The following is a 25,731-nucleotide window of genomic DNA, read 5'->3' as shown; positions in this document are numbered from 1 at the left end:
CTTGGTGCGAAAGCGCCAGGTCTTTTTTATGCACTTGATTTGGTGTTTTCATATCCAAACTTAAGTGCGGTCGCATTTCATTGTATATAAATATCGATTCTTCAACGAGCTGTTTTAACTCTGCCATATTGCGACATTTATACAGTAAAAACTCTTGCTTTAATATCCCGTTAATACGCTCTGCTAATGCGTTTTGATAACAGTCATACCCATCGGTCATCGATGGTCTAATGCCCTCTTTTAATAGCGCATTTTGATATACTTCAGAGCAATATTGTAAACCTCTATCTGAATGATGAATGGCATCACGTTTATATACGCGTTGCTTAATTGTCATTTCTAATGCTCTGACTACATCGGTTGCTTTCATTTCATCACTCAGCTCATAACCCATTATTTTTCGACTGTAAGCATCAGTGACTAACGATAGGTAATGCACGCCTTGCGCTGACTTTACGTATGTAATGTCACTAACGAAGACTTCCTCGGCCGCAGTAGGCATGTATTCCTTTAGTAAATTGGGATGCTTGCGCATCCAATGGTTACTGTTTGTTGTTTTAGTGTAATTTTTCTTTGGTTTTACAAGAAAGTCATGCTCTCTCAAATAATCAAAAAAACAATCACGACCTAGTTTAATGCCACGCTCTTGCAGGTCTGGCTTTATCATCAGATAAAGTTTCTTCCCACCAATACGAGGCATGAATTGCCGCCAGTACATCACTAATTCTTTGACTGGCTCCAATTCTTTATTCCGAGCATCTATTCTGCGCATAGCTTGATAGTAACCTTGTCGCGTTACGCCATATGCACGGCATAACGGAGTAAGCTTTATTTGATGGTTTTCTTTTGCGCGCGTGATAGCTCGGATATGTACTTTTTTCGCAAGCCCGCTCCATATTCTTCATCCATAATATTAATCATTTCATCTTTGATTAAATCCTTTAGGCGTAACTCTTCTATCTCGCGCTCTAAACGTTTAATTTTTTGTGCTGGGGTTTCTTTCGATTTAGGCATGTTGGCTATATAAGTTGGTTTAGACCAATCTAATTTACCATGTTTTCGCAGCCATACCAGAACGGTACTGCGGCCTTGAATACCGTAATGACTTTGCGCTTGTTTATAGGTGAAGTCGCCTTTTTCTACTTGCTCAACAATAGATAATTTAAAGCCTAATGTATAATCTCGCTGAGTACGCTTAACGTCTTTAATTTTAGTGGTTTTCATAAAATAAGTCCTAAATGTGTAAACACATTTCAGGACAAGACATTTTAGGAATAAAAAAGGCCTATTATAAAAATAGGCCTTTTTAAATTAATCACCCTAGTTATCAGGGGTTTAATTAAATTATTTAGATGTCATGAAATCAATAGCTGCGCTAATCTCATCATCAGAACAATCCATACATGTTCCTTTTGGCGGCATCGCATTAAAACCGTTGATAGCGTGATCAAGCAATACATCTTTACCTTTAGCGATACGCGGTGCCCAGTCATCAGCTGATTTAGGTGCACCTAGTGCGCCAGTACCGTGACAGGCAAAACATGCGCCTTGGTACACTTGCTCACCAGAGCGAGGGCCAGTAGGAGCTGCGGCTGCAGCAGCTTTCTCGCCTTCAAGATAAACAGCGCCAACTGGTGCTAAACGTTTTTTAATCGCATCTTCAGTCATAGAGTTATCATATGGCTGTGCGTATGCGGTGGTTGCTAGCACTAATAATGCTGCAGCTGATAGTTTTTTCATTTTGCCTTGCTCACTTCGATTTGAACGTGATCAATCACGATTATAGATGACGGAAATTAAACCGATTATACCTTTGTGTAACAATTTATAAAACGCCCACTGGTGTTTTTATCAATAAAACTGACTAATTTTTGCGTTAACGCAATAAAATTGCATGTTTCAGTTAACAAACATTTATAATCGGTGGCTTAGTAAATCACTATTTAAGCTAATGCTAGTACGTTTTTAACCAGTTTTTCGATCCCCGCATCGGCATCTAAAATAGACTGCGCCAGCATATAAGCAGGGGTGGTAACGAGTTTATTGTCCTCATCAATCACAATATCATCAACCGCACAGGCTGCGTGTGTAGAGCCTAGCTGGGTTAAAGCGCTTGCGGTCTGTTCATCATTACCTATGGTTAAAGTAGCATTGGGATATATAAACGGAATTAAAGCCGGCGCAATACACATGTAGCCAGCGGCTTTTTGTGCATTAGCAAATTGTTTACAGGCCTCTAATACTAGGTCGTTTATCTGCGCATCAGCGCCTTTAACGGCAAAATCACATAAGTTTTTAGCGGCGCCAAATCCCCCTGGTACTATTAACGCATCAAATTCAGATGCCTTTAATTCGCTTAATGATTTTATATCACCACGGGCAATGCGTGCTGCCTCAGTGAGTACATTACGGTTGCTTGGCATTTCTTCACCGGTGAGGTGATTAATAGTGTGAAGTTGTTCTATATCAGGAGCAAAACATTGATATGCAGCACCGTTTTTAGCTATGTGCAGCAGTGTTAATACTGCTTCGTTTATTTCACTGCCATCGTACACACCACAGCCGGCTAATATTACAGCTATCTTTTTCATGCTTTTGTGCTCCTCAAGTATTTTAAATAAGTCGTTTGGATGAAGTTTAACACGGGCCAAAACACACACTAAAATAATTTTTTAGTTTAAAAAGTATTCGCAGTGCAAGTTGTATTGCGGTTTATGCCATTTTTGCCAGTGCGCTCGTAAAAAAAATTATAAAGGATCGCTATGATCTTTGATCCATTATGCTAGAATACTCCTCCGGTTATTTAAATGGATACAAATAACTAAAGTGACTAACAGCGGATGTATCAGTTAGAAAACCTTTTTCCACATTGGTTTTAAAATAATAAAAAAAGAACCTCGTATTATCTTTTTTAAACAAAACAAGCAGTTATTTATTTTTCTAAGCATTTTATTATGCATTGGAGGAATAGCGCGTGGCTGTTATCTACAAAGTTATCCACAGGTTGCTCCGCAATAATTATGGCTACTAAGCGTAATTCACTGTCGTTTTATTCACAACCTTATGGCATGCTTGTAATAATATTACTTTTTTGTATTTAGGATCCAAATTCACCATGGCTCAGATCCCCGAAAACCCGCTAATTTTAGTTGATGGCTCTTCATATTTATTTCGTGCTTATCATTCTCCACCGCATTTAACCAACTCTAAAGGTGAAGCAACTGGCGCTATTTATGGCGTGGTAAACATGCTTAAAAGTTTGATCAAACAATATGATCCGAGCCACATGGTGGTGGTGTTTGATGCCAAAGGCAAAACGTTCAGAAACGACATGTATAGCGAGTATAAAGCTAACCGTCCGCCTATGCCTGACGATTTACGAACGCAAATAGCGCCACTGCACAGTATTATTAAAGCGATGGGCTTTCCGCTAATTAGTATTGAAGGGGTTGAAGCCGACGATGTTATTGGGACGTTTTCGCGAATAGCAACTGAGCAAAAGCGCCATGTATTGGTTTCTACCGGCGATAAAGATATGGCTCAGCTTGTTAATGAGCATGTTACGCTAATAAATACCATGACCGACAGCATTTCAGATCCTCAAACCGTTGTTGAAAAATTTGGTGTGGGTCCTGAGCTAATCATCGACTATTTAGCGCTAATGGGTGATAAGGTTGACAATATCCCTGGTGTTGAAGGCTGTGGACCTAAAACAGCTGTTAAATGGCTACAAAAATATGGATCGCTTCAAGGTGTAATTGATAATGCCGGCGATATTAAAGGCAAGATTGGTGAGAAGCTTGCAAACGCCCTTGATCATTTACCACTTAGTTATGAGCTTGCCACCATTAAATGTGATGTTGAGGTAGAGTCAGACCTAGATACCTTTAAAGTACAAGAGCCAAATAAAGATGAGCTTATTGCACTGTATGGTGAGTGTGAGTTCCGCCGCTGGTTAGCTGAGCTGCTTGATAACCCTAAAGATGCAGAAAAAGCGCTCCCTACTGAGGCAAATGAACTGCCAAAAGTAGAAGATGCTCATTACGAAACTATCTTAACCGAATCACAATTTGATACGCTTATTGAGCAGCTAAATAGCGCTGAGTTATTTGCCTTCGATACCGAAACAACCAGCCTTGATTACATGCAAGCGCAGTTAGTAGGTATGAGCTTTGCTGTTAAAGCAGGCGAAGCTGCTTACTTACCAATTGCACACGACTATCCGGGTGCACCAGAGCAATTAAGCCTTGAATATGTAATGCAAAAGCTTGGACCAATTCTCGCCGATGCTAACAAAGCTAAAGTAGGGCAAAACCTAAAATACGACAAGAGCGTACTGGCTAATGCAGGCTATGAGCTCAATGGCATTAAGTTTGATACTATGCTTGAGTCGTACGTATTTAATAGCGTGGGCACTCGCCATGACATGGATTCATTAGCGCTTAAATACTTAGGCCATAAAAACATTAGTTTTGAAGATATAGCCGGCAAAGGGAAAAAGCAGCTTACCTTTAATCAAATTGAGCTTGAGCAAGCTGCGCCTTATGCAGCAGAAGATGCCGATATTACACTGCGTTTACACCAAGTACTTTGGCCAAAATTAGAAGCTGATGAGAAGTTAAAGTCAGTATTTGAAACAATAGAAATGCCATTAGTGAATGTTATTTCTGATATTGAACGCACCGGAGTAGCAATTGATAGCAACATGCTGGCGGCACACAGCCAGCGTTTAGGCGAGCGTTTACTTGAACTTGAAAAAGAAGCGTTTGAGATAGCTGGCGAACCATTCAACCTAAGCTCGCCAAAGCAGCTGCAAGTACTTTTATTTGAAAAACTTGAGCTGCCAGTCATTAAAAAAACACCTAAAGGTGCACCTTCAACGGCTGAAGAAGTACTACAAGAACTTGCCCATGACTACCCACTACCTAAGGTGATTATTGAGCACCGTGGTTTATCTAAGCTTAAATCAACCTACACTGATAAATTACCATTGATGGTTAATGAGAAAACACAGCGCGTGCATACTTCTTATCATCAAGCTGTTACGGCCACAGGGCGTTTGAGTTCTACCGATCCTAACTTACAAAATATCCCTATTCGTTCTGAAGAAGGACGTCGTATACGTGAGGCATTTGTAGCGGCACAAGGCTATAAAATTGTGGCTGCCGATTACAGTCAAATTGAGCTGCGTATTATGGCGCATTTATCGCAAGACAAAGGGCTACTAAATGCCTTTGCTAATGGGTTAGATGTGCACAGTGCAACCGCTGCTGAGGTATTTGGGGTTGAGCTAGAGGATGTAACCACAGATATGCGCCGTAAAGCTAAAGCAGTAAACTTTGGGTTAATTTACGGCATGTCAGCCTTTGGTTTAGCGCGTCAGCTTGATGTACCACGCCACGAAGCGCAGCACTACATAGATAAATACTTTGAGCGCTTCCCTGGGGTACTTGAGTACATGGAAACAACCCGCGAAAAAGCGGCCGAGAACGGGTACGTAGAAACTATTTTTGGGCGTCGTTTACACTTACCCGAAATTAATGCACGTAATGGAGCTCGCCGTAAAGGCGCCGAACGCGCAGCAATCAATGCACCAATGCAAGGCACAGCCGCTGATATTATTAAAAAAGCAATGTTGAGCGTGCATAGCTGGGTTAATCAACAAGCTCCCAATACCATTAAGTTACTTATGCAAGTACACGATGAATTGGTGTTTGAGATTAAAACTGATTGTGCGCAAGCATACACAAAGCAAATTTGTGAGCTAATGTCGCAAGCGGCTAGCTTAGATGTCCCTTTAATTGTAGAAGCTGACGAAGGTGAAAACTGGGAGCAAGCCCACTAACCTAAAACATGCTTATATTTTAAAAGCGCTGCAAGGCGCTTTTTTATTGCCTCTAAATAACTCACTCAATTAAGCGAATCGATATAAGTATTTCTACGCGTAAACAAAGTTTAGTTAAAAGTAGGTTAATTTAAGCAACTATTTGTATTAAATAGTTATATGTTCGTCAATTCGAACTATTTTGGCGGAATATCATTGTATTTTTATGCGCGCTTTTGCTAAAGTGCGCGCGTCCTCATCCTGTAGGACATCCTGTTGATGATGCATCTGAAAAGGTGCAACAAATTGATAGCTTCTCCCCAGTTTGCTATATCGGCCTGCTTGTTTTAAGCAGGCTGCTTTTTCTTCCTCATTAGATTGCACTTTAAAGCTAAATAGCACCTCAAAGCGCTTTTTTACTATTCACACTTAATGCTCATTTATGTTTATTATTTTTTGTGCCATACCTTGCGCGCCCTCAAACGGGTATATGTATAAAGCAGTTATAAAGCAAACGTAGGAAAGTAAAGCTATCTCACGCAATGATTAGCGTGGATGTTGCGCTACGCCCCTAAAAAGCATCAGTTATAGGCTGTTATATCGTTATTAATTTTTTAATAACTGTACAGGCTAAGTAATTTAGCGCCGTCTTTAATTTGAGGTGGTTTGCCCCTATTTCAGGTGATAGTATCGAAAGCGCTATTATTCTCATTTTATTTTAGGAGTGCGTTATGTTTAAAACGTTAGCCATTATCGGTTTATCGTTATCAAGTGTTGCTTTGTCTAATGCCGCTCATGCAGATTGGCAGCTAGTCAATGACAAGAGCCAATTAAGTTTTGTTTCTATCAAAAAAGACTCGATTGCTGAGGCACATCATTTTACTAACCTAGAAGGAACACTTTCAGACAGTGGTGCTTTTAGTGTAAATATAGACTTAACCTCTGCAGAAACACTGATCCCTATTCGCAATGAACGTTTAACTCAATTTGTATTTGAAGCGACTAAATTTCCTCATGCAGTTTTAACTGCGGATTTAAAAAAGCAATTAAGTAATATTAAAAAACCGGGCCAGCATGTATTAAAAGAGGTTGATGCGCAGCTTGATTTTCATGGTAATAAAAAGCCATTAAAAATAAATGTACTTGTTAGCAGTGCCGAAAATGGCGATTTAAGCGTGTCGTCGTTTACGCCTGTGATTGTAAATAGCCAAGATTTTGGTGTGACTGAAGGCGTTAAAAAGCTACAGCAATTAGCTGGTTTACCTGGAGTTGCTACAGCCGTACCAGTTACTTTTGCGCTAACACTTAAAAAACAGTGATCTCGTTAACAGCGCTTAGTAAGCAATTAAGCGAGCCTAGCAAACCGTTTGATAGTTGGCAGCCTGCCCAGTGTGGTGAGCTGCCGATTATGATTAACGAGCAAGGGCAGTGGTTTTACGATGGCAGCGAAATTACTCGCCCCGCGATGGTAAAACTGTTTGTCAGTGTTTTATGCAAAGAAGGTGAGCAGTTTTATTTAAAAACACCCATCGAAAAAATAGCGATAGAGGTGCAAGATGCGCCTTTCGTTATCGTAAGCTGGCGTATTGAGAGCACAGCGCAAGGGCAGGTTATGTGTTGTGTAGATAATTTAGCACGGCAATGGTTAATCAGTGCTGAGCAGCCTCTTTATATAAAAAACTATAAAAATGCAGCGGTGCCTTATTTGCAATTACCTTATGGGTGTAGCGCGCGGGTATCACGGAGTGTGTTTTATCAGTGGGCTGAAATAGCCGACGCTGATGAGCGCGGCTATTTTATAAAATCAGCAGGGGGAAAATTTTATCTTTCGTAGGTGCTTATTTTTAAGCGTCTGAGCTGTCTTCATCGCCTTGCGGTGGTGCAACAGCCACAATTGGCCCTAAATACCACTCATCTAGCTTTTTAGCGACTTCTGGTAAACCTGTTCCCTTAAGTGATGAAAAAGCGTGTACAGTGATGTCACCGTCTAGTTCACTTAATTCGCGGCGTACTTGCAGTACTTGTGCTTTACGCGCACCTTGCTTGAGCTTATCGGCTTTAGTTAAAAGCGCCAATACTGGGATTTCGCTGCCAATAGCCCAGTTAATTAGATCTTTGTCTAAATCTTTTAATGGGTGGCGAATATCCATTAATATAACAATACCTTTTAAACTTTGACGTTTTTGTAGGTACTCACCTAGTGACTTTTGCCACTTCTTTTTCATTTCAATAGGTACTTTAGCAAAACCATAACCGGGTAAGTCGATTAAGCGCATATCGTCTACTTCACCTAATTCAAAGGTGTTGATTAACTGCGTACGACCTGGCGTTTTACTGGTACGAGCAAGCTTTTGATCTGTCAGTGCATTAAGAGCACTTGACTTACCTGCATTAGAGCGACCTGCAAACGCGACTTCAATTCCCGTATCAGCAGGTAATTTAGTGATGTCTGGCGCGCTTGTTACAAAAGACGCAGTATTATATTTGATACGAGATTTGAGCACAGGCTCTCCTAAAAACGTAAAAGTTAATCTTATTGAGCTAAATTCACTCAGGGCGCGTATTTTATACTATAAAGGATGTATTAAAAAGCGTATTTAAACACCTAAAAACTCTATAAATGGCACTATTAAAGCTGCTTAAAGGTTAATCTAGGTCAAAACCCTATAAATTATAAGCTTAATATGAGTAGAAAACGTGCCAGAGAATTTTTTATCGTGTAGAATACATGAATTACAACATCCATATTGTAGATGATACAGGGTCGGAAACAGAGAATTCACCATGAAAAAAATAGCACTATCTTTAACAATATTGCTTGGTGCGTTGTCAGCAAGCAACGCAACAGCATTTGATGGCGATGTAAACGCAGGTAAAGAAAAATCAGCAACGTGTGCGGCTTGTCACGGCCCAGACGGTAATGCACCGGTTAATATTTACCCTAAACTTGCAGGCCAGCACCCAGATTACATCCTTAAACAACTTAAGGATTTAAAATTAGGTATGACTTCAGGCGGTAAAGAAGGCCGTATGGATCCTGTAATGAGCGCGATGGCTATGCCACTTAGCGAACAAGACATGAAAGACCTATCTGCTTATTTTTCTTCATTGAACATGACTGAAGGCGCCACCCCTAAAGACGTGGTTGAAGTTGGTCAAATGCTTTACAAAGCAGGCGATGCTGAACGTGGTATTCCGGCTTGTGCGGCGTGTCATGGTCCGCGAGGCAATGGTTCGTCTCTTGCTAAGTTTCCTAAAATTTCTTTTCAGCACCCAGAGTACATTAAAGCTCAGCTAGAGAAGTTTCGTGATGGAACCCGTAAAAACGACCATAACGGTATGATGCAAGATATAGCGAAAAAGCTAACTGATAAAGATATTGAAGTACTATCTCAATACTTAGGTGGCTTACACTAAAGTCGTATTTATCTAGTATAAGCTAGTGTAATACTATGTAATATGATTAAAAAGCAGCTTGCGCTGCTTTTTTTGTGTCCACATTTTAACGATATCACCCTTTAGTTTGTGAGACATTTGCCATGCTCTTTTGTAAGAAATAACTTATTTTAAAAATATTTCTACAGTTAAATTTATGTTTATTATAAATTTTTTGTTTTTTATATGTGCTCTATGTAAGAAAAATTATATAAACCAGTTGTAACAAAAATATTAACGGGTAAATTAACCACTGTCGCAAAACAACAATAACAACATGGATTATGCTAAAGGAAAATGGCGCGACACGACTGAATAGCACATTGAAGGTGCTACAAAAGGAAATAACAAGAAAGCGTCAGGATGACCGTAAATAATAAAATCTCAAGGAAGTTTAATAATAAAAACAAAATGGAATGTAACAAGGAAGGTTAAAATAATAACAATACGGACTGATAATAATAAAAATAATAAAGACTAAAAAAAGTCGAAGGGAGAAGTGTCCAGATAATGGCGCTCAGATTAGTAGGCGGTAGAGATGTTTTCTCTACCGCCTTTTTATTTGTCCTGTTACAATACCCACCGTTTAGCAATAAGCTAATGCGCTAATTCAACGAGCAACCCAAGCTTTAATGCGCAAATCGAATTCTTCTGGCTAGGCCAGCACTGCGATGCTCATGTTATGTGCCTCGCTCAAAACCTCTTAAGTGAGATGATCAAGATATGAGTAGAAAGAAAAAATCACGCAAAATTCCTTCAAACGGCCCTGTTCGTTTAAGCCAAGATAAGCTTAAAGAAATGCGTGCGTTAAAAGAGCAACGAGTTAAAAAACCAAAGGGTGCTAAGCCTGGTTCTCGTAATGCACCTGAGCTATTAGATAGCGATACTAAAAAAGCAAACTCAGCGCCAAAAGATAAGCGCGTCGGCAGTAAAAAAGCCGTGCCTTTAGTGGCTANGCTAGTGCACCACAGCCGCAAGTAGAAATGAAGCGTAACTTAAAGCCAACAGTTGAGCTTAAAAAGGTTACAGAGCCAGAGCTTACGCCAGAGCAAGAGTTAGAAGCGCTTGAAAACGATGAGCGTTTACTTAAGCTCGTTGAGCGCCATGAGCAAGGTGAAATGCTGACGGGTAAAGATGCGAAGTACTTTAATAGCCGTATTGCTCGCCACCAAGTACTTTGTAAGTTACTAGGTATCGAAGATGAAGACGAAGACGAGTTTGAAGATGATTTTGAAGATAACTTCGAAAGCGACGGTAACTCAGATTTCGATAAGTACCTTTCAGATGATTTAGCCAATGAGTGGCTAGATGATGATGACGACAAATAGTAAGGGCGCTTAATGAGTACCGCAGTGATTGTAGCCTTGTTTGTAGGTGCTGTTATTATTGCTGGCTTAGCATTTTATGCAGGTCAGTTACTCTATAAGCTTAACGCGCAAAAAAAGTTAATTGCGCAAAAGCAAGCAGAGCAACAGCAAAAGCTTAAGCAGTCGCGCTTAAAGCGTAACGCTAAACTTGCAGATAGCATTCATCTTATTGCTCGTGCAATGGCTGAAGAGCAATGTGAGTACTCTGAAGGCTGTTTACGGATTTGGGTTTTAATGTCTCAGTACGCTTTTGAAGATGAGCGAGATTTAACGCTAGCGTACCCAGGCATTTATAAAATGTATAACGTTGTGAAAGAAATGCCGACCCACGATGCACGCAAAAAATACTCTAAAAAAGAGATTTTTAAGCAAGATACAGCACGTTGGCGAGCTGAAGAAAACTTTAGTGATGAGATTAAAGCCGATTGCGACAAAATCATTGTTGAGTTTAAAGCTGCGCCGGGCAGCGAAAACATCGTGTTTAATTAAACCCTATAGAAAATACAAAAAGCAGACTCAGGTCTGCTTTTTTTATGCCTGCTTATCGACACGTTTTTACCACCTCAAACGTGATAAGCGAATTGGTATAGCACTAATTAAATCACACGTGAGAAACGGGTTTTACTTATTTGCTTTTGTAAGTGAGCATCAAAGCACATACATATAATACGAATAAATAGATTTCCGCGAGGCGTGACGCGTATTACCTTATCGTTTATATGCACCATGTCATCGTCTATTAAAGGCTTTAGCGCTAACAGCGCATCCGCAAAATACTCATTAAAATGTATAGAATGCTTTTTCGAAAATGCGTGTGTGTCTAATTCAAACTGGCAAATAAGTGATTTAATAGCCTCCGCGCGTATTACATCATCGTGCGTTAAATGCATTCCTTTATGTATAGCACTGCCGGCTTGCGTTTCAATTGCGTGATAATAATGCTTAAGCACTTTTTGGTTTTGTAAAATGGCCGTGCCAATTTGCGAAATAGACGAGACCCCTAAACCTAATAAGTCGCAATTACCGTGAGTAGTATAGCCCTGAAAGTTGCGATGTAACTGCCCTTTATTTTGCGCGACTGCAAGTTCGTTGTCGGCTTTTGCAAAATGATCCATACCAATAAACTGATAGCCTGCAAAGGTCATTTGCGCCAAGGTGTTTTTAAACATGGTTAGCTTGTCGTGGGCACTGGGTAAGTCAGCCTCTTTTATTTTACGTTGCGCTGCAAAGCGCTCTGGTAAATGCGCGTAATTAAATACAGAGACTCTGTCTGGGCTTAAGGCAATTAATTGCGCTATTGTTTTTTCAAAGCTTTGGGGTGTTTGTTTAGGCAGGCCATAAATCATATCTGCATTTATAGACTTAAAGCCAAGCTCGCGGGCTTGGGTTATCAGTGTTTTAACGGTATCTACTTGCTGTGTGCGGTTAACCGCTTGTTGTACTTCATCGTTAAAATCTTGAATACCAAAGGATACGCGGTTAAAGCCTAAAACCCGTAAGTGTATAAGCATATCTTTAGCAAGGGAGCGTGGGTCTATTTCAATGCCTCGCTCAGTGTTGCGGGTAAAGTGAAAGTGCTGCTCTAATAAGTTAATTAAGCGCGTCATTTGCTTTACAGTTAAAAAGGTTGGCGTACCACCCCCTAAATGCAATTGCTCCACTGTGTAGTGTTTAAATAAAGGGGCATGTGCTGCTATTTCTTTTGTTAAATAATCTAAATATACATCGGCTTTAGACTGATGACGTGTGATCACCTTGTTACATCCGCAGTAATAGCAAAGCTCACTGCAAAATGGGATATGAATATACAAAGAAAGTGAGCGACTAGATGATGATTTTATAGCGCTAACAAGGTCTTGTTGCTGATACCCCTCGCTTAAAGATAAAGCGGTAGGGTAGGAGGTATAGCGGGGCCCTGACACGTTATACTTATTTATAAGAGTTTGATCCCATTTTGGAAGCTTTATCATCACGCGCACCTTATGTATTAATGAGGTGTTGAGTATAAAAAGCTTTTAAGGGAGGGGTTTTGATCTACAACAAAAAAGGTGCCTAAGCACCTTTTTAAAAGAGTATTTTTTGTTAATACGTTATGTTGTGGGCATCTTTTAAGTATTGAAACAATTCTTTATAGCCCTTGCCTGGCTTTTCAGCTTTAACTTCTTTAGCGGCGTTACGTACCAATTGGCGCATTTTTTGGCGCTCAAGGGTTGGGTATTGCTCAATAGTTTCGTTAATTAAATCATCGCCTTGCTCAATTAAGTCGGTACGTAATTGCTCAATTTTTTTAATTAAAACCTCAGCTTGGTTATTTTTATTAAGCATTACGTCAATAATGGCTTTAATTTCTTCAACGTTTTCTACTGTGCGTAGCGTTTTAGCAATGTAATTTAAGTGGCGGCGGTACGCATCGCTTTTATTACTGATTTTATCAGCAACTACCATGGCTGCTTTCAAATCGTCATTGAGTGGTAAGCGTTCGCGTTGCTTTTTCCCCATTTTAGCAATTTCAGAACCTAACTGATGAAACTCTTGCGCGTCGCGCTTTAGTTCGCTTTTTGATACGTAAATAATTTCTTCTTCAATTTCAGCAGGCTTGCCTTTTTTCTTCGCCATGGGGTGCTCTTAAGTAAAAATAACTTTTGCCATTATACGCGATTCTTTTAGTGATTAATATTAGCTGATGTGGTGCAGTGAGTGTGTTAGCATTTAAAGATAAGAAATGCGTGCAATATTGCCTTAAGGCTCAGGACTTAATTTATGAAAAGCCAACAACACGATCCAATTTATTCTCAAATCTCTCAAGTAAAAGATGCCGTAGCTGAAGTGCTCGAGCATGCTAAAAAATTGGGTGCCACTGCCGCAGAAGCTGCTATGTCTAGTACATCGGGTTTATCGGTAAGCACACGCATGGGTGAAGTAGAAACCATAGAGTTTAACCAAGATGGTGGTTTAGGTATCAGTGTTTATGTAGGGAATAATAAAGGCTCAGCGTCTACTGCTGATCTAAACCCAAAAACACTGCGCACGGTAGTAGAAAAAGCCATTGATATTGCCAAATTTACCTCAGACGACCCTTTTAATGGTATTGCCGATAAAGAATTACTCGAGTTTGCCCCTAAGGACCTTGATTTATATCACCCGTGGGATGTAAGCCCTGAGCAAGGTATTGAGCTATGTCACGCTGCAGAGCAAGCCGCTTTAAATGCTGATGAGCGTATTGTTAATTCAGATGGTGCAAGTTTTTCATCGCACCAAGGCTTACGTGTGTATGGTAATAGCCATGGTTTAATTGCTGGTTTTCCACGTACGCGCCACAGCATTAGCACGATGGTAATAGGCAAAGAAGGCGAGCACATGCAGCGCGACTCTGCTTATACTGTTGCTCGCGATCAGGGCGGACTTAACGACGCTGCTGCGGTAGGCCTAGAAGCCGCCACCGAAACTCTGGCTAAACTAAATAGCCAAAAGCTGGGTACTATGAAAGTCCCTGTTATTTTTAGAGCCGATATTGCCAACTCATTGTTTGGCCATTTAGTGTCGGCAATTGGCGGCGGGGCGCTTTATCGTAAATCGAGCTTTTTACTCGACAGCCTAGGCACTCAAGTATTTAGTAAGAGCGTTAATATTGCTGAGCGTCCTCATATATTAAAAGGATTAGCGTCGTCGCCTTTTGATAGCGAAGGGGTAAAAACGATTGACCGTGAAATTATTCAAGGCGGTGAGCTGCAAACGTACTTATTAGCAAGTTATGCAGCGCGTAAACTAAATATGGCTCCAACAGGCCATGCAGGCGGTATTCATAACTGGTTAGTTGAGCAAACGCACAACGATTTATCGGCTTTATTAAAAACCATGGGAACAGGCTTATTAGTTACCGAGCTGATGGGGCAAGGCGTAAACACCGTTACGGGTGACTACTCGCGTGGAGCAGCTGGTTTTTGGGTAGAAAACGGTGAAATTCAGTACCCTGTTAGTGAAATTACCATTGCCGGAAATTTAAAAGACATGTTTAAAGGTATTTCGGCCATAGGGGGCGATATTGAGCGCAGAGGCGGCATTCAAACCGGCTCAGTACTTATAGAGCAAATGCAAATAGCAGGCGCTTAATAGCAATTAGCAATAATACTTAATTAAGCGAATTGGTATAATATAAAAGCACATATTAAAGCCGAGCATTTAAACGCTTGGCTTAAACGTGCTTTATTTAAATTTTTGAGGTGTTGAATGGCTAAAGATAGGTACGCACCAAAACCCCTGACTGACATTATGGCAGGCCTTAATAATCGCTTATCGGCCTATGCAGGTAAAAGCCAAGCGCTTGATAAGCAACAGGTGTTGCTCAAAGAGTTTTTAGGCCCAAAGCTTGCTGAAAAATGCCGTGTGAGTAATTACCGCGATGGCACGTTGATGATTGAAGCTGTATCGGCGGCAATTGCCCTTAAACTTAATTATTTAAAAATGGATATGCAGTCGCATTTTAGAGCGGCAGGCATGGCAGAGCTCGGACAAATTAAAATTGTTGCAAACCCTCAAGCAACAGCACGCTTAAGCCCAACAATAGATAAACCCGGCCCCGCAGGTAAAACACCTGGCAATTCAAGAAAAATGAGCCAGCAAACTTCAGATTACCTTAATGCCATTGCCGCATCAGCGCCACCTTCGCTGAAAGAAAAGCTAGAGCGCCTTGCTCGCCATGGTAAAAAATAACTCCCAAAAGTGCGATTATGGTTGTTGGTAGGGCTATTTTGTTACCTCGTCTCATAGAAAATACTTTGTTACATATTCTATTTTATTGTTTCTTTAATGGGGTTTATCATACAAATTCGGCGTGTTGTTTTAACCGCCTAAATATTAATTTCATTAAGTGAAAGCATCGCAGGGCGCTTTTATTTTTTCTCTGGCATGCAATAGTTTAATGAAATAGATATTTTATTCTTTACTAACAAACGGAATAATTATGAAAAAAGTAACTATTACCGCTGCAAGTATCGCACTTGCACTGGGCCTAGTAGGTTGCGGTGAAAAACAACAAGAAACGCAAGTGGCCGACACCGCTGCCGTTACAGCACCGGCAGAAAAAACGCTTGAGCTAGGTGTAAACCTTGCCAATATGGATGAGTCGGTTCGTGCACAAGATGACTTTTATTACCATGTGAATGGACAGTGGCTTGCTAAAACAGAGATCCCTGGCGATAAGTCGAACTACGGCTCGTTTACACAGTTATACGACGAGTCGCAAAAAGCGATGAAAACAGCGCTTGAAAGTGCCGCTAATAATAGCAGTGCTAAAAAAGGCAGCGATGAGTACAAAATTGGCGCTTTTTACAAAAGCTACATGGATAAAGACACACGTGATGAGTTAGGTATTACACCTTTACAACCTTCACTTAATACCATTGATAGCCTAGATTCAAAAGCTGATCTTGCTCCTTTAATGGCTAAAATTCAGCATCAAGGTGCGAGCTTACCATTTGGCTGGTTTGTAAATAACGACGCTAAAAATTCAAGTGAATACGCGCTGTACTTATCGCAATCTGGACTTGGCTTACCTGATCGTGACTATTACTTAAAAGATGATGAAAAATTTACTAAAATTCGCGCATCTTACGAGCAATACATAACCGATATTTTAGCTAAATCAGGCGTTGAAAATGCCGCTGATGCCGCGAAAAACGTTATCGCATTTGAAAGCGCTTTAGCTGAGGCGCAATGGAGTAGAGTACAAAGCCGTGATGCAACTAAGTCATACAATAAAATGACTGTAGCTGAGGCAAATAAGCTAACAGGCGACTTTGATTTAGCAGCATTTTTCAATAGTGCTGGGGTAGATACCTCAGACATTATTGTACGTCAGCCAAGCTACTTAGAAGGGTTTGCTGATGTGTACAAAGAAACAGATTTAGCAACGTGGAAAAACTACTTAAAGTTTCATTTTGTAAGTGGTTACGCGCAGTTACTGAGCACTGACTTGGTTGATCTTAAATTTGATTTTTACAGCACCACATTACGCGGCGTAAAAGAGCAAGCGCCACTTTGGAAAAAAGCGGTTGATGCATCTAACAGCGTACTTGGCGAAATTTTAGGTAAAGTATACGTAAAAGATAACTTCCCGCCTGAAGCAAAAGCACGTATGGAAGAGCTGGTAGATAACGTTATTAAAGGTTACGGCGTTGCTATTGAAAACCTGGAGTGGATGAGCCCTGAAACCAAGCTTGCAGCCCAAGAAAAGCTAAACAAATTTACCCCAAAAATTGGCTACCCAGATAAGTGGAAAGACTACTCACAGCTGAGCATTAACCCTGATGAATTAGTGGGTAACTACATACGTTACAGCCAGTGGGCTTATAGCGACATGATTGCAAAATTAGGCAAGCCAGTGGACCGCTCTGAGTGGCATATGACGCCACAAACAGTGAATGCTTACTACAATCCAGTAAATAACGAAATTGTATTCCCAGCTGCTATTTTACAGCCACCGTTCTTTAATTTAGAAGCCGATGACGCTGTAAACTACGGTGCAATTGGCGCAGTAATTGGCCATGAGCTTGGCCATGGTTTTGACGACCAAGGTGCTAAATACGATGGTGACGGTAACTTACGTAACTGGTGGAGTGAGTCTGATCTTAAACAGTTTGAAGAGCGTACCGGTGCGTTAGTAGCGCAATACAACGAATATAAACCGTTTGAAGATGCGGGTGTTAACGGCGAGCTTACCCTTGGCGAAAACATTGGCGACCTAGGTGGTTTAACGGTGGCTTATAAGGCGTATCAATTATCGTTAGGTGAGAACAAAGCGCCTGTTATTGATGGCTACACCGGCGATCAGCGCTTCTTTATGGGTTGGTCACAAATTTGGCGTCGTAAGTACCGCGATGAAGAGCTACGTAACCGCTTAATGACAGACCCGCATTCACCAAGTCACTACCGTGTTATCGGTATCTTGTCGAACATGCCTGAGTTTTACCAAGCGTTTGACGTAAAAGAAGGCGACAAAATGTATATCAAACCAGAAGACCGCGTAAAAATTTGGTAATTGATAGCCTGTTAGTTAACTTGAATCTGGTTAAGAGATAAATTAGCCAGCATTCAGGTTGATAAATAAAAGCCAGTAAGTGTTTAGCTTGCTGGCTTTTTTATATTTAAATACTGAGTACTAATACCAATGCGCAATAATACTTAATTTAGGGCTACTGCATGAGTGTTTTATGCATCCAGATTTGATTTCTTAAAATATTTTTATACAAAGCCAGCTGGTTTTGCGCACGTTCTAAATTATGTTCTGCATGGGTGGTTTTAAAGTACACGTCGTTATTTAAGTAATCAGTTAAAAACCGCACACTGAGCATTAGCGGCATAACTTTAGCGCCAAGTAGCAAACTTGCTTGCTCTTTGTTGCTAATAGCCGATTTAAGGGGGGCAAGGTAGCCTTTAACAAGCGCAGTAAATACCTCTTTGCGAATAACCACTTTATCAAGATTAATCGAATCTTCTGGCTCAGCGCAGCAAAATGTGCGCACCATGTCTCCAAAGTCATACAATAAAAAGCCTGCCATACACGTATCTAAATCGATAACTGCTTTAGCTTTATATGTATTGCTGCAATACAGCATATTATTTATTTTAGTGTCGTTGTGGCACACCCGGGTGGGCAAATCGGCTGTTACGTCAGCGAGCTCTTTTACTAAATGCTGTTGTGAAATGCAGTAATCAATGTCGTTTTTACACTGCTGTAGACGCTCTTTAGTGGCGCTGCTAATAGCTGTATTGAGCTGCTCAAAGCGCATAGCTAAGTTATGGAAGTCAGTAATAACAGGGTAGAGGCTTGATGCGTTAAAATCGAGCAAGGCACGTGTAAAGGTGCCAAATGCAAATGCGGCTTGCTGTGCGTGATGGGGCTCTGTAACCACATTTTCGCTAACACTTTGGCTAATAAAATTAAGCACGCGGTAGTACGCGTTGTTAATTGTAATAAGGTATTCACCTTGGCAAGTACTTATATGCTTAACAATGTCGAGCGGGTAAGTATTTGCTTGTTGTTTAGCGCTTAGGTGCTGCTCAATTAACTGTGCGTTATTAACCAGTTGTGCTGGTTTTTTAAATACATGGGTATTGAGCTTTTGAACAACAAATTGCTGCGCAGCATTAGATAACAGCCACGTGGTGTTTATATGTCCGCTGCCTAAAGAGCTTACCTGAGTAAGCTCAGGGTTTAGCGCTAATAGCTCACTTAATTTATTTTGTATTGCTGTATTCATGTACTTTAGGCGTATCGCGCTTGTATTTTTTCGATAATCTCAGCGTTAGCAGCAGGGAACTCATAGTTACTAAGCTGATTAATAGCGACCCATTCACTTGGTTGCCCTTCGGCGCCATGTGCTTCACCGCTAAAGTTACTCACAACGTGAATATCAAGTTTTACACATTTATCGCCATAGTCATGTTCAATCACCATCAGTTGGCTAGAGCTGTGAATGGTAATGCCAACTTCTTCACTTAGCTCACGTTTAAGTGCAGCAAATACGCTCTCGCCAGCTTCTACTTTCCCGCCTGGAAATTCCCATAAGCCACCTTGATGTTGCTCATCAGCGCGCTTGCAGATAAAGATGGCGTTATTTTTTTTTATTACGCCTACCGCTACATTTACAATTTTTGTTGTCATGTTTTTTCTCCATAAAAAAAGCGACGCTAGCGTCGCTTTTTAATTACATACAATGCGTCGTTACTTTAATTTACCACAACATTGCTTAAACTTTTGTCCTGAGCCACACGGACACGGATCGTTACGGCCAACTTTAGGCGCTGTTCTTGCCATTACAGTTGCGCTTTGAGGTGCTTCACCGCCTACATGTTCAGCTTCTTCGTGTTGGTACTCGCGAGGGGCATTTTCACTTTTACGGTGTTGCTCTTCTACTTTTTCAACATCTTCTTCGGCACGAACTTGTACTTTACTTAAAATGCCCACTACATCAACTTTTAAGTTTTCAAGCATTTCGGTGAATAGCTCAAACGACTCGCGCTTGTATTCTTGCTTAGGATTCTTTTGTGCATAGCCACGTAAGTGAATACCTTGGCGTAAATGATCCATTGCAGCAAGGTGATCTTTCCAGTGCTGATCAAGACTTTGAAGCATAATCGCTTTTTCAAACTGACGTAGTACAGAGTCGCCAACTTGCTCTTCTTTTTGCTTGTAAGCTTGCTCAACCGCTTGCTCAATACGCTCACGAAGTTTTTCTTCGTATAGTTTATTGTCATCAGCTAACCACTGCGTGATAGGCAGCTCAATCAGGAAGTCTTGTTTTAAGCGCTCTTCAAGGCCTGGGATATCCCACATTTCAGCAAGGCTTTGTGGTGCAATGTATTGATCAATAACACCTGCAAGTACATCACCACGGATTGCTGTAATGGTTTCTGAAATATCGCCTTCTTCAAGCAGCTCGTTACGTTGAGAGTAAACAACACGACGTTGATCGTTTGCTACATCATCGTATTCAAGCAATTGTTTACGTACATCAAAGTTACGTGCTTCTACTTTACGCTGAGCGTTTTCAATTGCACGGTTAACCCAAGGGTGCTCAATGGCTTCGCCGCGTTGCATGCCTAGTTTACGCATCATGTTAGTCATGCGCTCGCCGGCAAATATACGCATTAGCGCATCATCCATCGATAAGTAAAAACGGCTAGAGCCGGCATCACCTTGACGACCAGCACGGCCACGTAATTGGTTATCTATACGGCGCGATTCATGACGCTCAGTACCAATAATGTGTAAACCGCCAGCGTCAATTACTGCATCGTGGCGAATTTTCCACGCCGCTTTAATTTCAGCAATTTGCTCATCTGTTGGGTTTTCTAGTTTTTCAACTTCGCTGTTCCAGTTACCACCAAGCACAATATCGGTACCACGACCGGCCATGTTGGTTGCAATTGTTACAGTACCTGGTAAACCAGCATCCGATACGATGTCAGCTTCTTGCGCGTGGAATTTAGCATTAAGTACGTTGTGCTTAATTTTTTCTTTGCGTAAAAACTGCGATAAATACTCAGAGCTTTCAATCGAAATAGTACCTACAAGCACAGGCTGTCCGCGCTCTTGGCAATCTTTAATATCGGCTAAAATAGCTTCGTATTTTTCTTCTTGAGTTAGGTAAACTAAATCGGCGCGATCATCACGGATCATCGGCTTATTAGTTGGCATAACAACCGTGTCTAGGCCGTAAATAGATTGAAACTCAAATGCCTCAGTATCGGCTGNCCTGTCATACCGGCTAAAGTTTCGTATAAACGGAAGTAGTTTTGGAAAGTGATTGAAGCCAGTGTTTGGTTTTCGTTTTGAATTTTTACACCTTCTTTAGCTTCAACAGCTTGGTGTAAACCTTCAGACCAACGACGACCTTCCATTGAGCGCCCTGTGTGCTCATCGATAATGATAACTTCGTTTTCTTTAACAACGTAATCAACATCTTTTTGATAAAGCTTGTGGGCACGAAGTGCGGCATACACGTGGCTCAGTAAGGTAATGCTACCGGCTGAGTAAAGCGAGTCGCCTTCTTCAATTAAGCCACGTTCAGTAAGTAGGTCTTCTACTTTAATTTGACCGCGCTCAGTTAAATGAACTTGCTTAGACTTTTCATCGATTGTGTAATCGCCATCGCCTTCAATGCCTTCTTCGTCTTCTTTTTCTTGAAGTTCTAAAAGCGGCACAATTTTATTGATTTCGATGTATAGCTCAGAGCTATCTTCAGCTGGGCCTGAGATAATAAGTGGTGTACGCGCTTCATCAATTAAGATTGAATCCACTTCATCCACTACCGCATAAAACAGTGGGCGTTGTACACGCTCATCAATGCTAAATGCCATGTTGTCACGTAGGTAGTCAAAACCAAACTCGTTATTAGTACCGTATGTAATATCGGCACTGTAAGCTTGTTTTTTCTGTTGTGGCATCATGCCTGGTACGTTACAGCCCACAGTAAGGCCTAAGAACTCAAATAACTCGCGGTTTGTTTCAGCATCACGTTTAGCAAGGTAGTCGTTCACGGTAATTACGTGCACGCCTTTGCCTGTTAAGCCATTTAAGTAGGCTGGAAGTGTGGCTGTGAGGGTTTTACCTTCACCGGTGCGCATTTCTGCAATACGACCTTGATGTAAAACCATGCCGCCTAATAGCTGTACGTCAAAGTGACGCATGCCATTTACACGCTTTGACGCTTCGCGTACCACAGCAAATGCTTCTGGTAGAATGTCGTCAAGGCTTTGTCCGTTATCGTAACGTTCTCTAAACTCAGCTGTCTTAGCTCTTAAATCTTCATCAGAAAGCGCTTCTAATTGCGTTTCTAGCGCATTAATTAGCGCGACCGTCTTTCTTAGGTTTTTAATAGTGCGGTCATTGCGACTACCAAAAATCTTGGTAAATAAATTAGATATCATGATAAAACCGTTACAATGTATTCTTTGTTAACCGAGTGTCGGCTAACCCATTTTTTACAATTGGTAATTAATATGTACTTTTACATAACCTGTAGAACATATTAATTAGCAATTTTGTATTAAAGAGCCTCAAAGCACTGTTTAATACGTGTGCTACTATACCAGACTCTGCCAAACAACAAACTATCTCAACTAAAAGATGTGTATTAAAAACAGAAAAATTTGATCTGATGCGTAAAAACCACTTTAACTGATTTAATTACGCTAAAAAATAGCAGTAAGTTGTGAAGATATGGTGTTAAAAAATTTAAAAACAAGAGTGCTAGGGCATGCTGGCCTTGGGTGATTGAAATTCATTCAATCTACAAAGCTCAACACACCCTAGGTGGGTTAATTTATACTTAGTTACCCACCTTATTACGCTGTGCTTTTTAAAGTTTAAACTGATTAACCGTTTTGTTTAAGGCAACAGCAAGATCGCTTAAATCGCGTGCTTCATCTGCTAAAATGTGTGCGTGATCAGCGGTGCTGTTTACTAAGCCATTAATTGCTGCAAGGCTGGTATTAATGTCCTCTGCGACAACGGTTTGTTGCTCAGTTGAAGTGGCAATTTGGTGGCTTTGGTCTTGCACTTTAGTTACCGACTGAGCAATGTTTTGTAATGAACTTAGTACTTCTTTTGTTTGCGATACTGAGCCTTCAGTTTGCTCTTGCCCTTGTAGCATCATTACCGACGCTTGTTGGGCAATTTGCTGTAAGCGAGAAATCATATTACGAATATCGTCTGTTGATTCTTGCGTACGGCTTGCCAGTGAACGTACTTCATCAGCAACTACCGCAAAACCACGGCCATGCTCACCTGCACGCGCAGCTTCAATGGCGGCATTTAGAGCAAGTAAGTTGGTTTGATCGGCAATGGAGTTAATTACATCCACCAATGCACCAATGTTATTACTTTCTTGCTCAAGCCCTGCTACCACTTTAGATGCTTCACCTATGTGTAGCGCAAGTTCGGTCATCACACGTTGTGCTTGAGTTGAGCGGTCAGCCCCTTCGGCAGTAATAGCTTGTACTTCTTCGGCGGCGCTGTTGGTATGTTGTGCGTTACGCGATATTTCAAGTACAGTGCTGGCCATTTCGGTCACGGCGGCACTTACGCTGTCTACTTGTTGTTTTTCTTGTTGTATTTCGGTGTTGGTTTGAGCAGACACGTTTTTAAGTTGCGCTGCGGCATTGGTCAACTGCTCAGCTTGTGCGGCTGTTTCTAACATCATGGCGCGCAGCTTATCAATGAATGTATTCATATGATTGGCAAGCTGGCCGACCTCATCCTGGCTGGTAATATTAATCTTTTGAGTTAAATCGCCTTCGCCCGATGCAATATCACGCATTATATTAGTTAAGGTGGTAATAGGTTGCGAGATCATGTGGGTTGCCCATAATATCATCGCTAGAATGATCACTAAAATAATCACCACTGCGGTGGTTGTGGTGGTAACCGCCTCATTAACGGGGGCTTCAATCATGCTGGTTGGGATCAGTATACCTACATACCAATCTAGATAAGGTTGCTCTAGTTGTAAGCGATGGTACACCACATAATACTCTTCTCCTTTTAAGGTCACCAATTGGCTGCCTTCGAGGTTATTACGCATTTGTGCGTTAAGCTCTGTAAAGCCTGAAGTATTATTAAACTGGCTTTCAAGGCCATCTAGCCCTTCTTTACCTTTAGGGCCTTCGTCGGTGTTAGACAGCTTATGGCCGGTAGCATTTGAAAAGTGCACAACCTTTTGATTGCCATCGAGTAAAAAGCCATAACCTTGGCCGTTAAAGCGAATACCTTCAACCATATCGTTGATTTTATTAAGCTGTAAATCAACGCCGCCCATACCAATAAGTTTACGCTGTGCGTTGTATACCGGCTGTTGTACAACTGCTGAGGCAACCCCAGTGGTTAAATCGACCGATATAGGGCCTACGTAAAGTTTATTAATTTGCAGGGCTTCTTGCCACCAACCACGTTTATAGGCGTAGTAAGGTTGGCCATTGTAATGGCTGGTACGCTCGTTTTCTTTAAAGTATTCACCGGTGGTTGCTGATGCGAAAAACGCCGACAGTACATTTTCGTCATTTGAGCTAATGCGTACAAAGTCTTGATTAACTTCGTTGTAACCGGGGGCGTTTTTAATCGGCTGGTCGCGAGTATCCCAATTTTCAAAAAAATTAACTAAATGCGGGTTATTAACAAACGTAGAAACCAGCTTGCCATACTTTGCAAAGTAGCTTTGCATTGAAAGTTGTTCGCTTTGTAGGTAGCTTTGAGCTTCGCGCTCAATGTTTACTCTGGAAAGGTTCGCGATGTGATTTACAAAAAATGTTGAAGCAATAATTAGCAAAATGGTGATGGTGCCACCAATCAATAATAATATTTTCTTCCGTAATGATAAATTATTTAGCATAAGTGCACGTATTATTGTTTTTTAGTAGGTTGTATCTAATCATATCTTACTTTAAATCTCTATGAAGTTAGATAAAAAGCACTAATTATGCGTTTAAAATGAAGGGTTATGCAAAAATGGAAACAAAAGCTAATAAATTAGTAGTATTAGGCGCAGGCTGGTTGGGTCATACTTTGTGCCTACAAGCTAAACAGGCGGGTTGGCAGGTACAAGGTACGCATAGAAGTGATCAGCACACAGACGATTTTCAGCGTCAATTTGTACTGATTGATGGGCAACTAATACACCAAATAGATTTACACGATGCTTATTGGGTGTGTGCAATCCCCCCACGAAGCAGACACAGCGAAAGTAACTACCCAGAAACACTAAGCGCTGCACTTTCACTTTCTAAACAATTAAATGCAAAGGGCTTTATTTTGTGCTCATCTACCGGTGTGTACGACCAAGAGCCAGGTGTTTACACTGAAAGCAGTGAAATAAGTTGTACCAATGAGCGACAAATAAAACTATACGATGGCGAAGAAAAGGTGCTTGAGCAAGATGGTAAAGTTCTGCGTTTAGCAGGGTTATTAGGACCTAACCGCGAGCCGGGGCGCTTTGTTGCTGGGAAAGAATTAAATTCATCGAGCCAGCAGGTGGTTAATATGGTGCATCAACAAGATGTGATAAACGCCATTTTTGCGGTAATAGAAAACTATAATTCGGGGCAAAATATTTATAACGTGGTAAATCCATCGCACCCAACTAAAGCGAATTATTATGCACAAAAGTGTGCAGAGCATGGCGGCGAAATGCCAACCTTTACCAGTAATGAAAGTGCTGAGCGCAAAGTACTTGGCTCAGCAATTGAAGCGTTAGGCTTTAGCTATCAGCATGGAATTTAAAATGCGATGGTAGTGGGTTGTAGTGAATAAAGTCGCACAATGCCCCTTGTGCTAAAAGCGTATTGGTTGCGTCTATATCGGGGGCAAAGTAGCGGTCTTTATCGTAGTAACTTACATGCTCGCGCAGCAGAGCTTTTGCTTTTTCTACTTGCGGTGAAGGTTTAAGTGGGGCTCTAAACTCAAGCCCTTGAGCAGCTCCAAGCCATTCAATTGCTAATACCCCGCGGGTGTTATTGGCCATTTCCTTTAAGCGCCTTGCTGCAAAGGTTGCCATAGAGACATGATCTTCTTGATTTGCTGATGTTGGCAGGCTGTCTACCGAGGCGGGG

21 protein-coding genes and 1 pseudogene are annotated in these 25,731 nt (G+C 41.1%); 10 read left to right on the top strand and 12 right to left on the bottom strand.

From position 1 onward, the window contains the following. The 3 genes from L650_RS23825 to elbB all read right to left on the bottom strand — a co-directional run. Window positions 1-1,224 (bottom strand): IS3 family transposase gene (locus tag L650_RS23825; RefSeq protein WP_128081053.1). Its coding sequence is split into 2 segments (ribosomal slippage), with 1,225 coding nucleotides annotated over them: window positions 1-873 and window positions 873-1,224; the frame shifts between segments, so codons are not numbered across the junction. This gene is flagged as partial in the annotation. A 120-nt stretch (window positions 1,225-1,344) separates the two neighbouring features. Continuing rightward, entirely contained in the window at window positions 1,345-1,740 is a 396-nt protein-coding gene (locus L650_RS0113095; RefSeq protein ID WP_004589305.1) for a c-type cytochrome, read from the bottom strand. 203 nt (window positions 1,741-1,943) lie between these two features. After that, window positions 1,944-2,591 carry an isoprenoid biosynthesis glyoxalase ElbB gene (gene elbB / locus L650_RS0113090; protein ID WP_029773398.1) on the bottom strand — a complete coding sequence of 216 codons (648 nt, stop codon included), beginning with the start codon at window positions 2,589-2,591 and terminating at the stop codon, window positions 1,944-1,946. Between the two features lie 524 nt (window positions 2,592-3,115). Here elbB and polA point away from each other — a divergent pair. The 3 genes from polA to L650_RS0113070 all read left to right on the top strand — a co-directional run bounded on the left by polA (window position 3,116) and on the right by L650_RS0113070 (window position 7,658). After that, on the top strand, window positions 3,116-5,845 hold the full coding sequence (gene polA / locus L650_RS0113085; RefSeq protein WP_029773397.1) for a DNA polymerase I: 2,730 nt from the start codon (window positions 3,116-3,118) through the stop codon (window positions 5,843-5,845). 710 nt (window positions 5,846-6,555) lie between these two features. Beyond that, the gene (locus tag L650_RS0113075; RefSeq protein WP_029773395.1) at window positions 6,556-7,143 is read left to right on the top strand and encodes a YceI family protein; all 588 of its coding nucleotides are present in this window, start codon (window positions 6,556-6,558) and stop codon (window positions 7,141-7,143) included. Next, the gene (locus L650_RS0113070; protein ID WP_029773394.1) at window positions 7,140-7,658 is read left to right on the top strand and encodes a DUF1285 domain-containing protein; all 519 of its coding nucleotides are present in this window, start codon (window positions 7,140-7,142) and stop codon (window positions 7,656-7,658) included. The genes L650_RS0113075 and L650_RS0113070 overlap by 4 nt, the downstream gene beginning before the upstream one ends. Before the next feature lie 10 nt (window positions 7,659-7,668). Here the strand turns inward: L650_RS0113070 and yihA are convergent, their stop codons facing one another. Next, window positions 7,669-8,328 (bottom strand): ribosome biogenesis GTP-binding protein YihA/YsxC, encoded by a 660-nt coding sequence (yihA, locus tag L650_RS0113065; RefSeq protein ID WP_029773393.1) that lies wholly within the window; start codon window positions 8,326-8,328, stop codon window positions 7,669-7,671. Between the two features lie 280 nt (window positions 8,329-8,608). Between yihA and L650_RS0113060 the strand changes: the two genes are divergently transcribed. The 3 genes and pseudogenes from L650_RS0113060 (at window position 8,609) to L650_RS0113045 (ending at window position 11,115) form a co-directional block, all read left to right on the top strand. Next, a complete protein-coding gene (locus L650_RS0113060; protein ID WP_004589311.1) occupies window positions 8,609-9,241 on the top strand; it encodes a c-type cytochrome in 633 nt (210 codons plus the stop codon). Between the two features lie 741 nt (window positions 9,242-9,982). Beyond that, window positions 9,983-10,587: pseudogene (yihI, locus tag L650_RS0113050) on the top strand (Der GTPase-activating protein YihI). 12 nt (window positions 10,588-10,599) lie between these two features. Next, on the top strand, window positions 10,600-11,115 hold the full coding sequence (locus L650_RS0113045; protein WP_004589313.1) for a DUF2489 domain-containing protein: 516 nt from the start codon (window positions 10,600-10,602) through the stop codon (window positions 11,113-11,115). 107 nt (window positions 11,116-11,222) lie between these two features. Here the strand turns inward: L650_RS0113045 and hemN are convergent, their stop codons facing one another. Further along, entirely contained in the window at window positions 11,223-12,596 is a 1,374-nt protein-coding gene (hemN, locus tag L650_RS0113040) for an oxygen-independent coproporphyrinogen III oxidase (RefSeq protein WP_029773392.1), read from the bottom strand. Between the two features lie 112 nt (window positions 12,597-12,708). Beyond that, a complete protein-coding gene (gene yjgA, locus L650_RS0113035; RefSeq protein ID WP_004589315.1) occupies window positions 12,709-13,242 on the bottom strand; it encodes a ribosome biogenesis factor YjgA in 534 nt (177 codons plus the stop codon). Window positions 13,243-13,386: 144 nt separating this feature from the next. Between yjgA and pmbA the strand changes: the two genes are divergently transcribed. From pmbA to L650_RS0113020, 3 genes are all read left to right on the top strand, one after another. Then, complete coding sequence (gene pmbA, locus L650_RS0113030) at window positions 13,387-14,736, top strand: metalloprotease PmbA (RefSeq protein WP_029773391.1); 1,350 nt, start codon at window positions 13,387-13,389, stop codon at window positions 14,734-14,736. A 117-nt stretch (window positions 14,737-14,853) separates the two neighbouring features. Beyond that, window positions 14,854-15,336: a DUF721 domain-containing protein gene (locus tag L650_RS0113025; protein ID WP_029773390.1), complete on the top strand. Its 483-nt coding sequence runs from the start codon at window positions 14,854-14,856 to the stop codon at window positions 15,334-15,336. Window positions 15,337-15,586: 250 nt separating this feature from the next. Continuing rightward, window positions 15,587-17,662, top strand: coding sequence for a M13 family metallopeptidase (locus L650_RS0113020; RefSeq protein ID WP_029773389.1), 2,076 nt, complete (start codon window positions 15,587-15,589; stop codon window positions 17,660-17,662). A gap of 154 nt (window positions 17,663-17,816) precedes the next feature. Here the strand turns inward: L650_RS0113020 and L650_RS0113015 are convergent, their stop codons facing one another. The 5 genes from L650_RS0113015 to L650_RS0113000 form a co-directional block, all read right to left on the bottom strand. Continuing rightward, window positions 17,817-18,884, bottom strand: a complete 1,068-nt coding sequence (locus L650_RS0113015) for a phosphotransferase enzyme family protein (protein WP_029773388.1) — start codon at window positions 18,882-18,884, stop codon at window positions 17,817-17,819. Window positions 18,885-18,889: 5 nt separating this feature from the next. After that, window positions 18,890-19,288 carry an 8-oxo-dGTP diphosphatase MutT gene (gene mutT / locus L650_RS0113010; protein ID WP_029773387.1) on the bottom strand — a complete coding sequence of 133 codons (399 nt, stop codon included), beginning with the start codon at window positions 19,286-19,288 and terminating at the stop codon, window positions 18,890-18,892. Between the two features lie 60 nt (window positions 19,289-19,348). Further along, window positions 19,349-20,806 (bottom strand): SEC-C metal-binding domain-containing protein, encoded by a 1,458-nt coding sequence (locus L650_RS24850; protein ID WP_411157026.1) that lies wholly within the window; start codon window positions 20,804-20,806, stop codon window positions 19,349-19,351. Window positions 20,807-20,835: 29 nt separating this feature from the next. After that, the gene (locus tag L650_RS24845; protein WP_411157025.1) at window positions 20,836-22,056 is read right to left on the bottom strand and encodes a DEAD/DEAH box helicase; all 1,221 of its coding nucleotides are present in this window, start codon (window positions 22,054-22,056) and stop codon (window positions 20,836-20,838) included. 431 nt (window positions 22,057-22,487) lie between these two features. Next, window positions 22,488-24,515, bottom strand: coding sequence for a methyl-accepting chemotaxis protein (locus L650_RS0113000; protein ID WP_029773386.1), 2,028 nt, complete (start codon window positions 24,513-24,515; stop codon window positions 22,488-22,490). A gap of 116 nt (window positions 24,516-24,631) precedes the next feature. Here L650_RS0113000 and L650_RS0112995 point away from each other — a divergent pair, with 116 nt between their 5' ends. After that, window positions 24,632-25,402 carry an NADP-binding protein gene (locus tag L650_RS0112995; RefSeq protein ID WP_029773385.1) on the top strand — a complete coding sequence of 257 codons (771 nt, stop codon included), beginning with the start codon at window positions 24,632-24,634 and terminating at the stop codon, window positions 25,400-25,402. Here the strand turns inward: L650_RS0112995 and L650_RS0112990 are convergent. After that, the coding region (locus L650_RS0112990; RefSeq protein WP_029773384.1) for an aromatic amino acid lyase at window positions 25,380-25,731 on the bottom strand (352 nt) is incomplete at its 5' end. The two genes, L650_RS0112995 and L650_RS0112990, sit on opposite strands and share 23 nt — an antisense overlap.

This window comes from Pseudoalteromonas sp. TB51, from assembly GCF_000498055.1.
Classification (GTDB): domain Bacteria; phylum Pseudomonadota; class Gammaproteobacteria; order Enterobacterales; family Alteromonadaceae; genus Pseudoalteromonas; species Pseudoalteromonas atlantica.
The sequence above is the reverse complement of the archived record's forward strand: the minus strand, read 5'-3'. Positions and strand labels throughout refer to the sequence as shown.

Excerpts from the sequence above, each read along its gene's own strand:
- L650_RS0113025 (WP_029773390.1), top strand. The coding sequence starts at position 14,854 with ATGGCTAAAGATAGGTACGCACCAAAACCCCTGACTGACATTATGGCA.
- hemN (WP_029773392.1), bottom strand. The coding sequence starts at position 12,596 with ATGATAAAGCTTCCAAAATGGGATCAAACTCTTATAAATAAGTATAAC.
- L650_RS0113075 (WP_029773395.1), top strand. The coding sequence starts at position 6,556 with ATGTTTAAAACGTTAGCCATTATCGGTTTATCGTTATCAAGTGTTGCT.
- L650_RS0113095 (WP_004589305.1), bottom strand. The coding sequence starts at position 1,740 with ATGAAAAAACTATCAGCTGCAGCATTATTAGTGCTAGCAACCACCGCA.
- L650_RS24850 (WP_411157026.1), bottom strand. The coding sequence starts at position 20,806 with ATGATCCGTGATGATCGCGCCGATTTAGTTTACCTAACTCAAGAAGAA.
- pmbA (WP_029773391.1), top strand. The coding sequence starts at position 13,387 with ATGAAAAGCCAACAACACGATCCAATTTATTCTCAAATCTCTCAAGTA.
- polA (WP_029773397.1), top strand. The coding sequence starts at position 3,116 with ATGGCTCAGATCCCCGAAAACCCGCTAATTTTAGTTGATGGCTCTTCA.
- L650_RS0113060 (WP_004589311.1), top strand. The coding sequence starts at position 8,609 with ATGAAAAAAATAGCACTATCTTTAACAATATTGCTTGGTGCGTTGTCA.
- elbB (WP_029773398.1), bottom strand. The coding sequence starts at position 2,591 with ATGAAAAAGATAGCTGTAATATTAGCCGGCTGTGGTGTGTACGATGGC.
- L650_RS0113045 (WP_004589313.1), top strand. The coding sequence starts at position 10,600 with ATGAGTACCGCAGTGATTGTAGCCTTGTTTGTAGGTGCTGTTATTATT.
- L650_RS0113000 (WP_029773386.1), bottom strand. The coding sequence starts at position 24,515 with ATGCTAAATAATTTATCATTACGGAAGAAAATATTATTATTGATTGGT.
- L650_RS0113020 (WP_029773389.1), top strand. The coding sequence starts at position 15,587 with ATGAAAAAAGTAACTATTACCGCTGCAAGTATCGCACTTGCACTGGGC.
- L650_RS0113015 (WP_029773388.1), bottom strand. The coding sequence starts at position 18,884 with ATGAATACAGCAATACAAAATAAATTAAGTGAGCTATTAGCGCTAAAC.
- mutT (WP_029773387.1), bottom strand. The coding sequence starts at position 19,288 with ATGACAACAAAAATTGTAAATGTAGCGGTAGGCGTAATAAAAAAAAAT.
- yjgA (WP_004589315.1), bottom strand. The coding sequence starts at position 13,242 with ATGGCGAAGAAAAAAGGCAAGCCTGCTGAAATTGAAGAAGAAATTATT.
- L650_RS0112995 (WP_029773385.1), top strand. The coding sequence starts at position 24,632 with ATGGAAACAAAAGCTAATAAATTAGTAGTATTAGGCGCAGGCTGGTTG.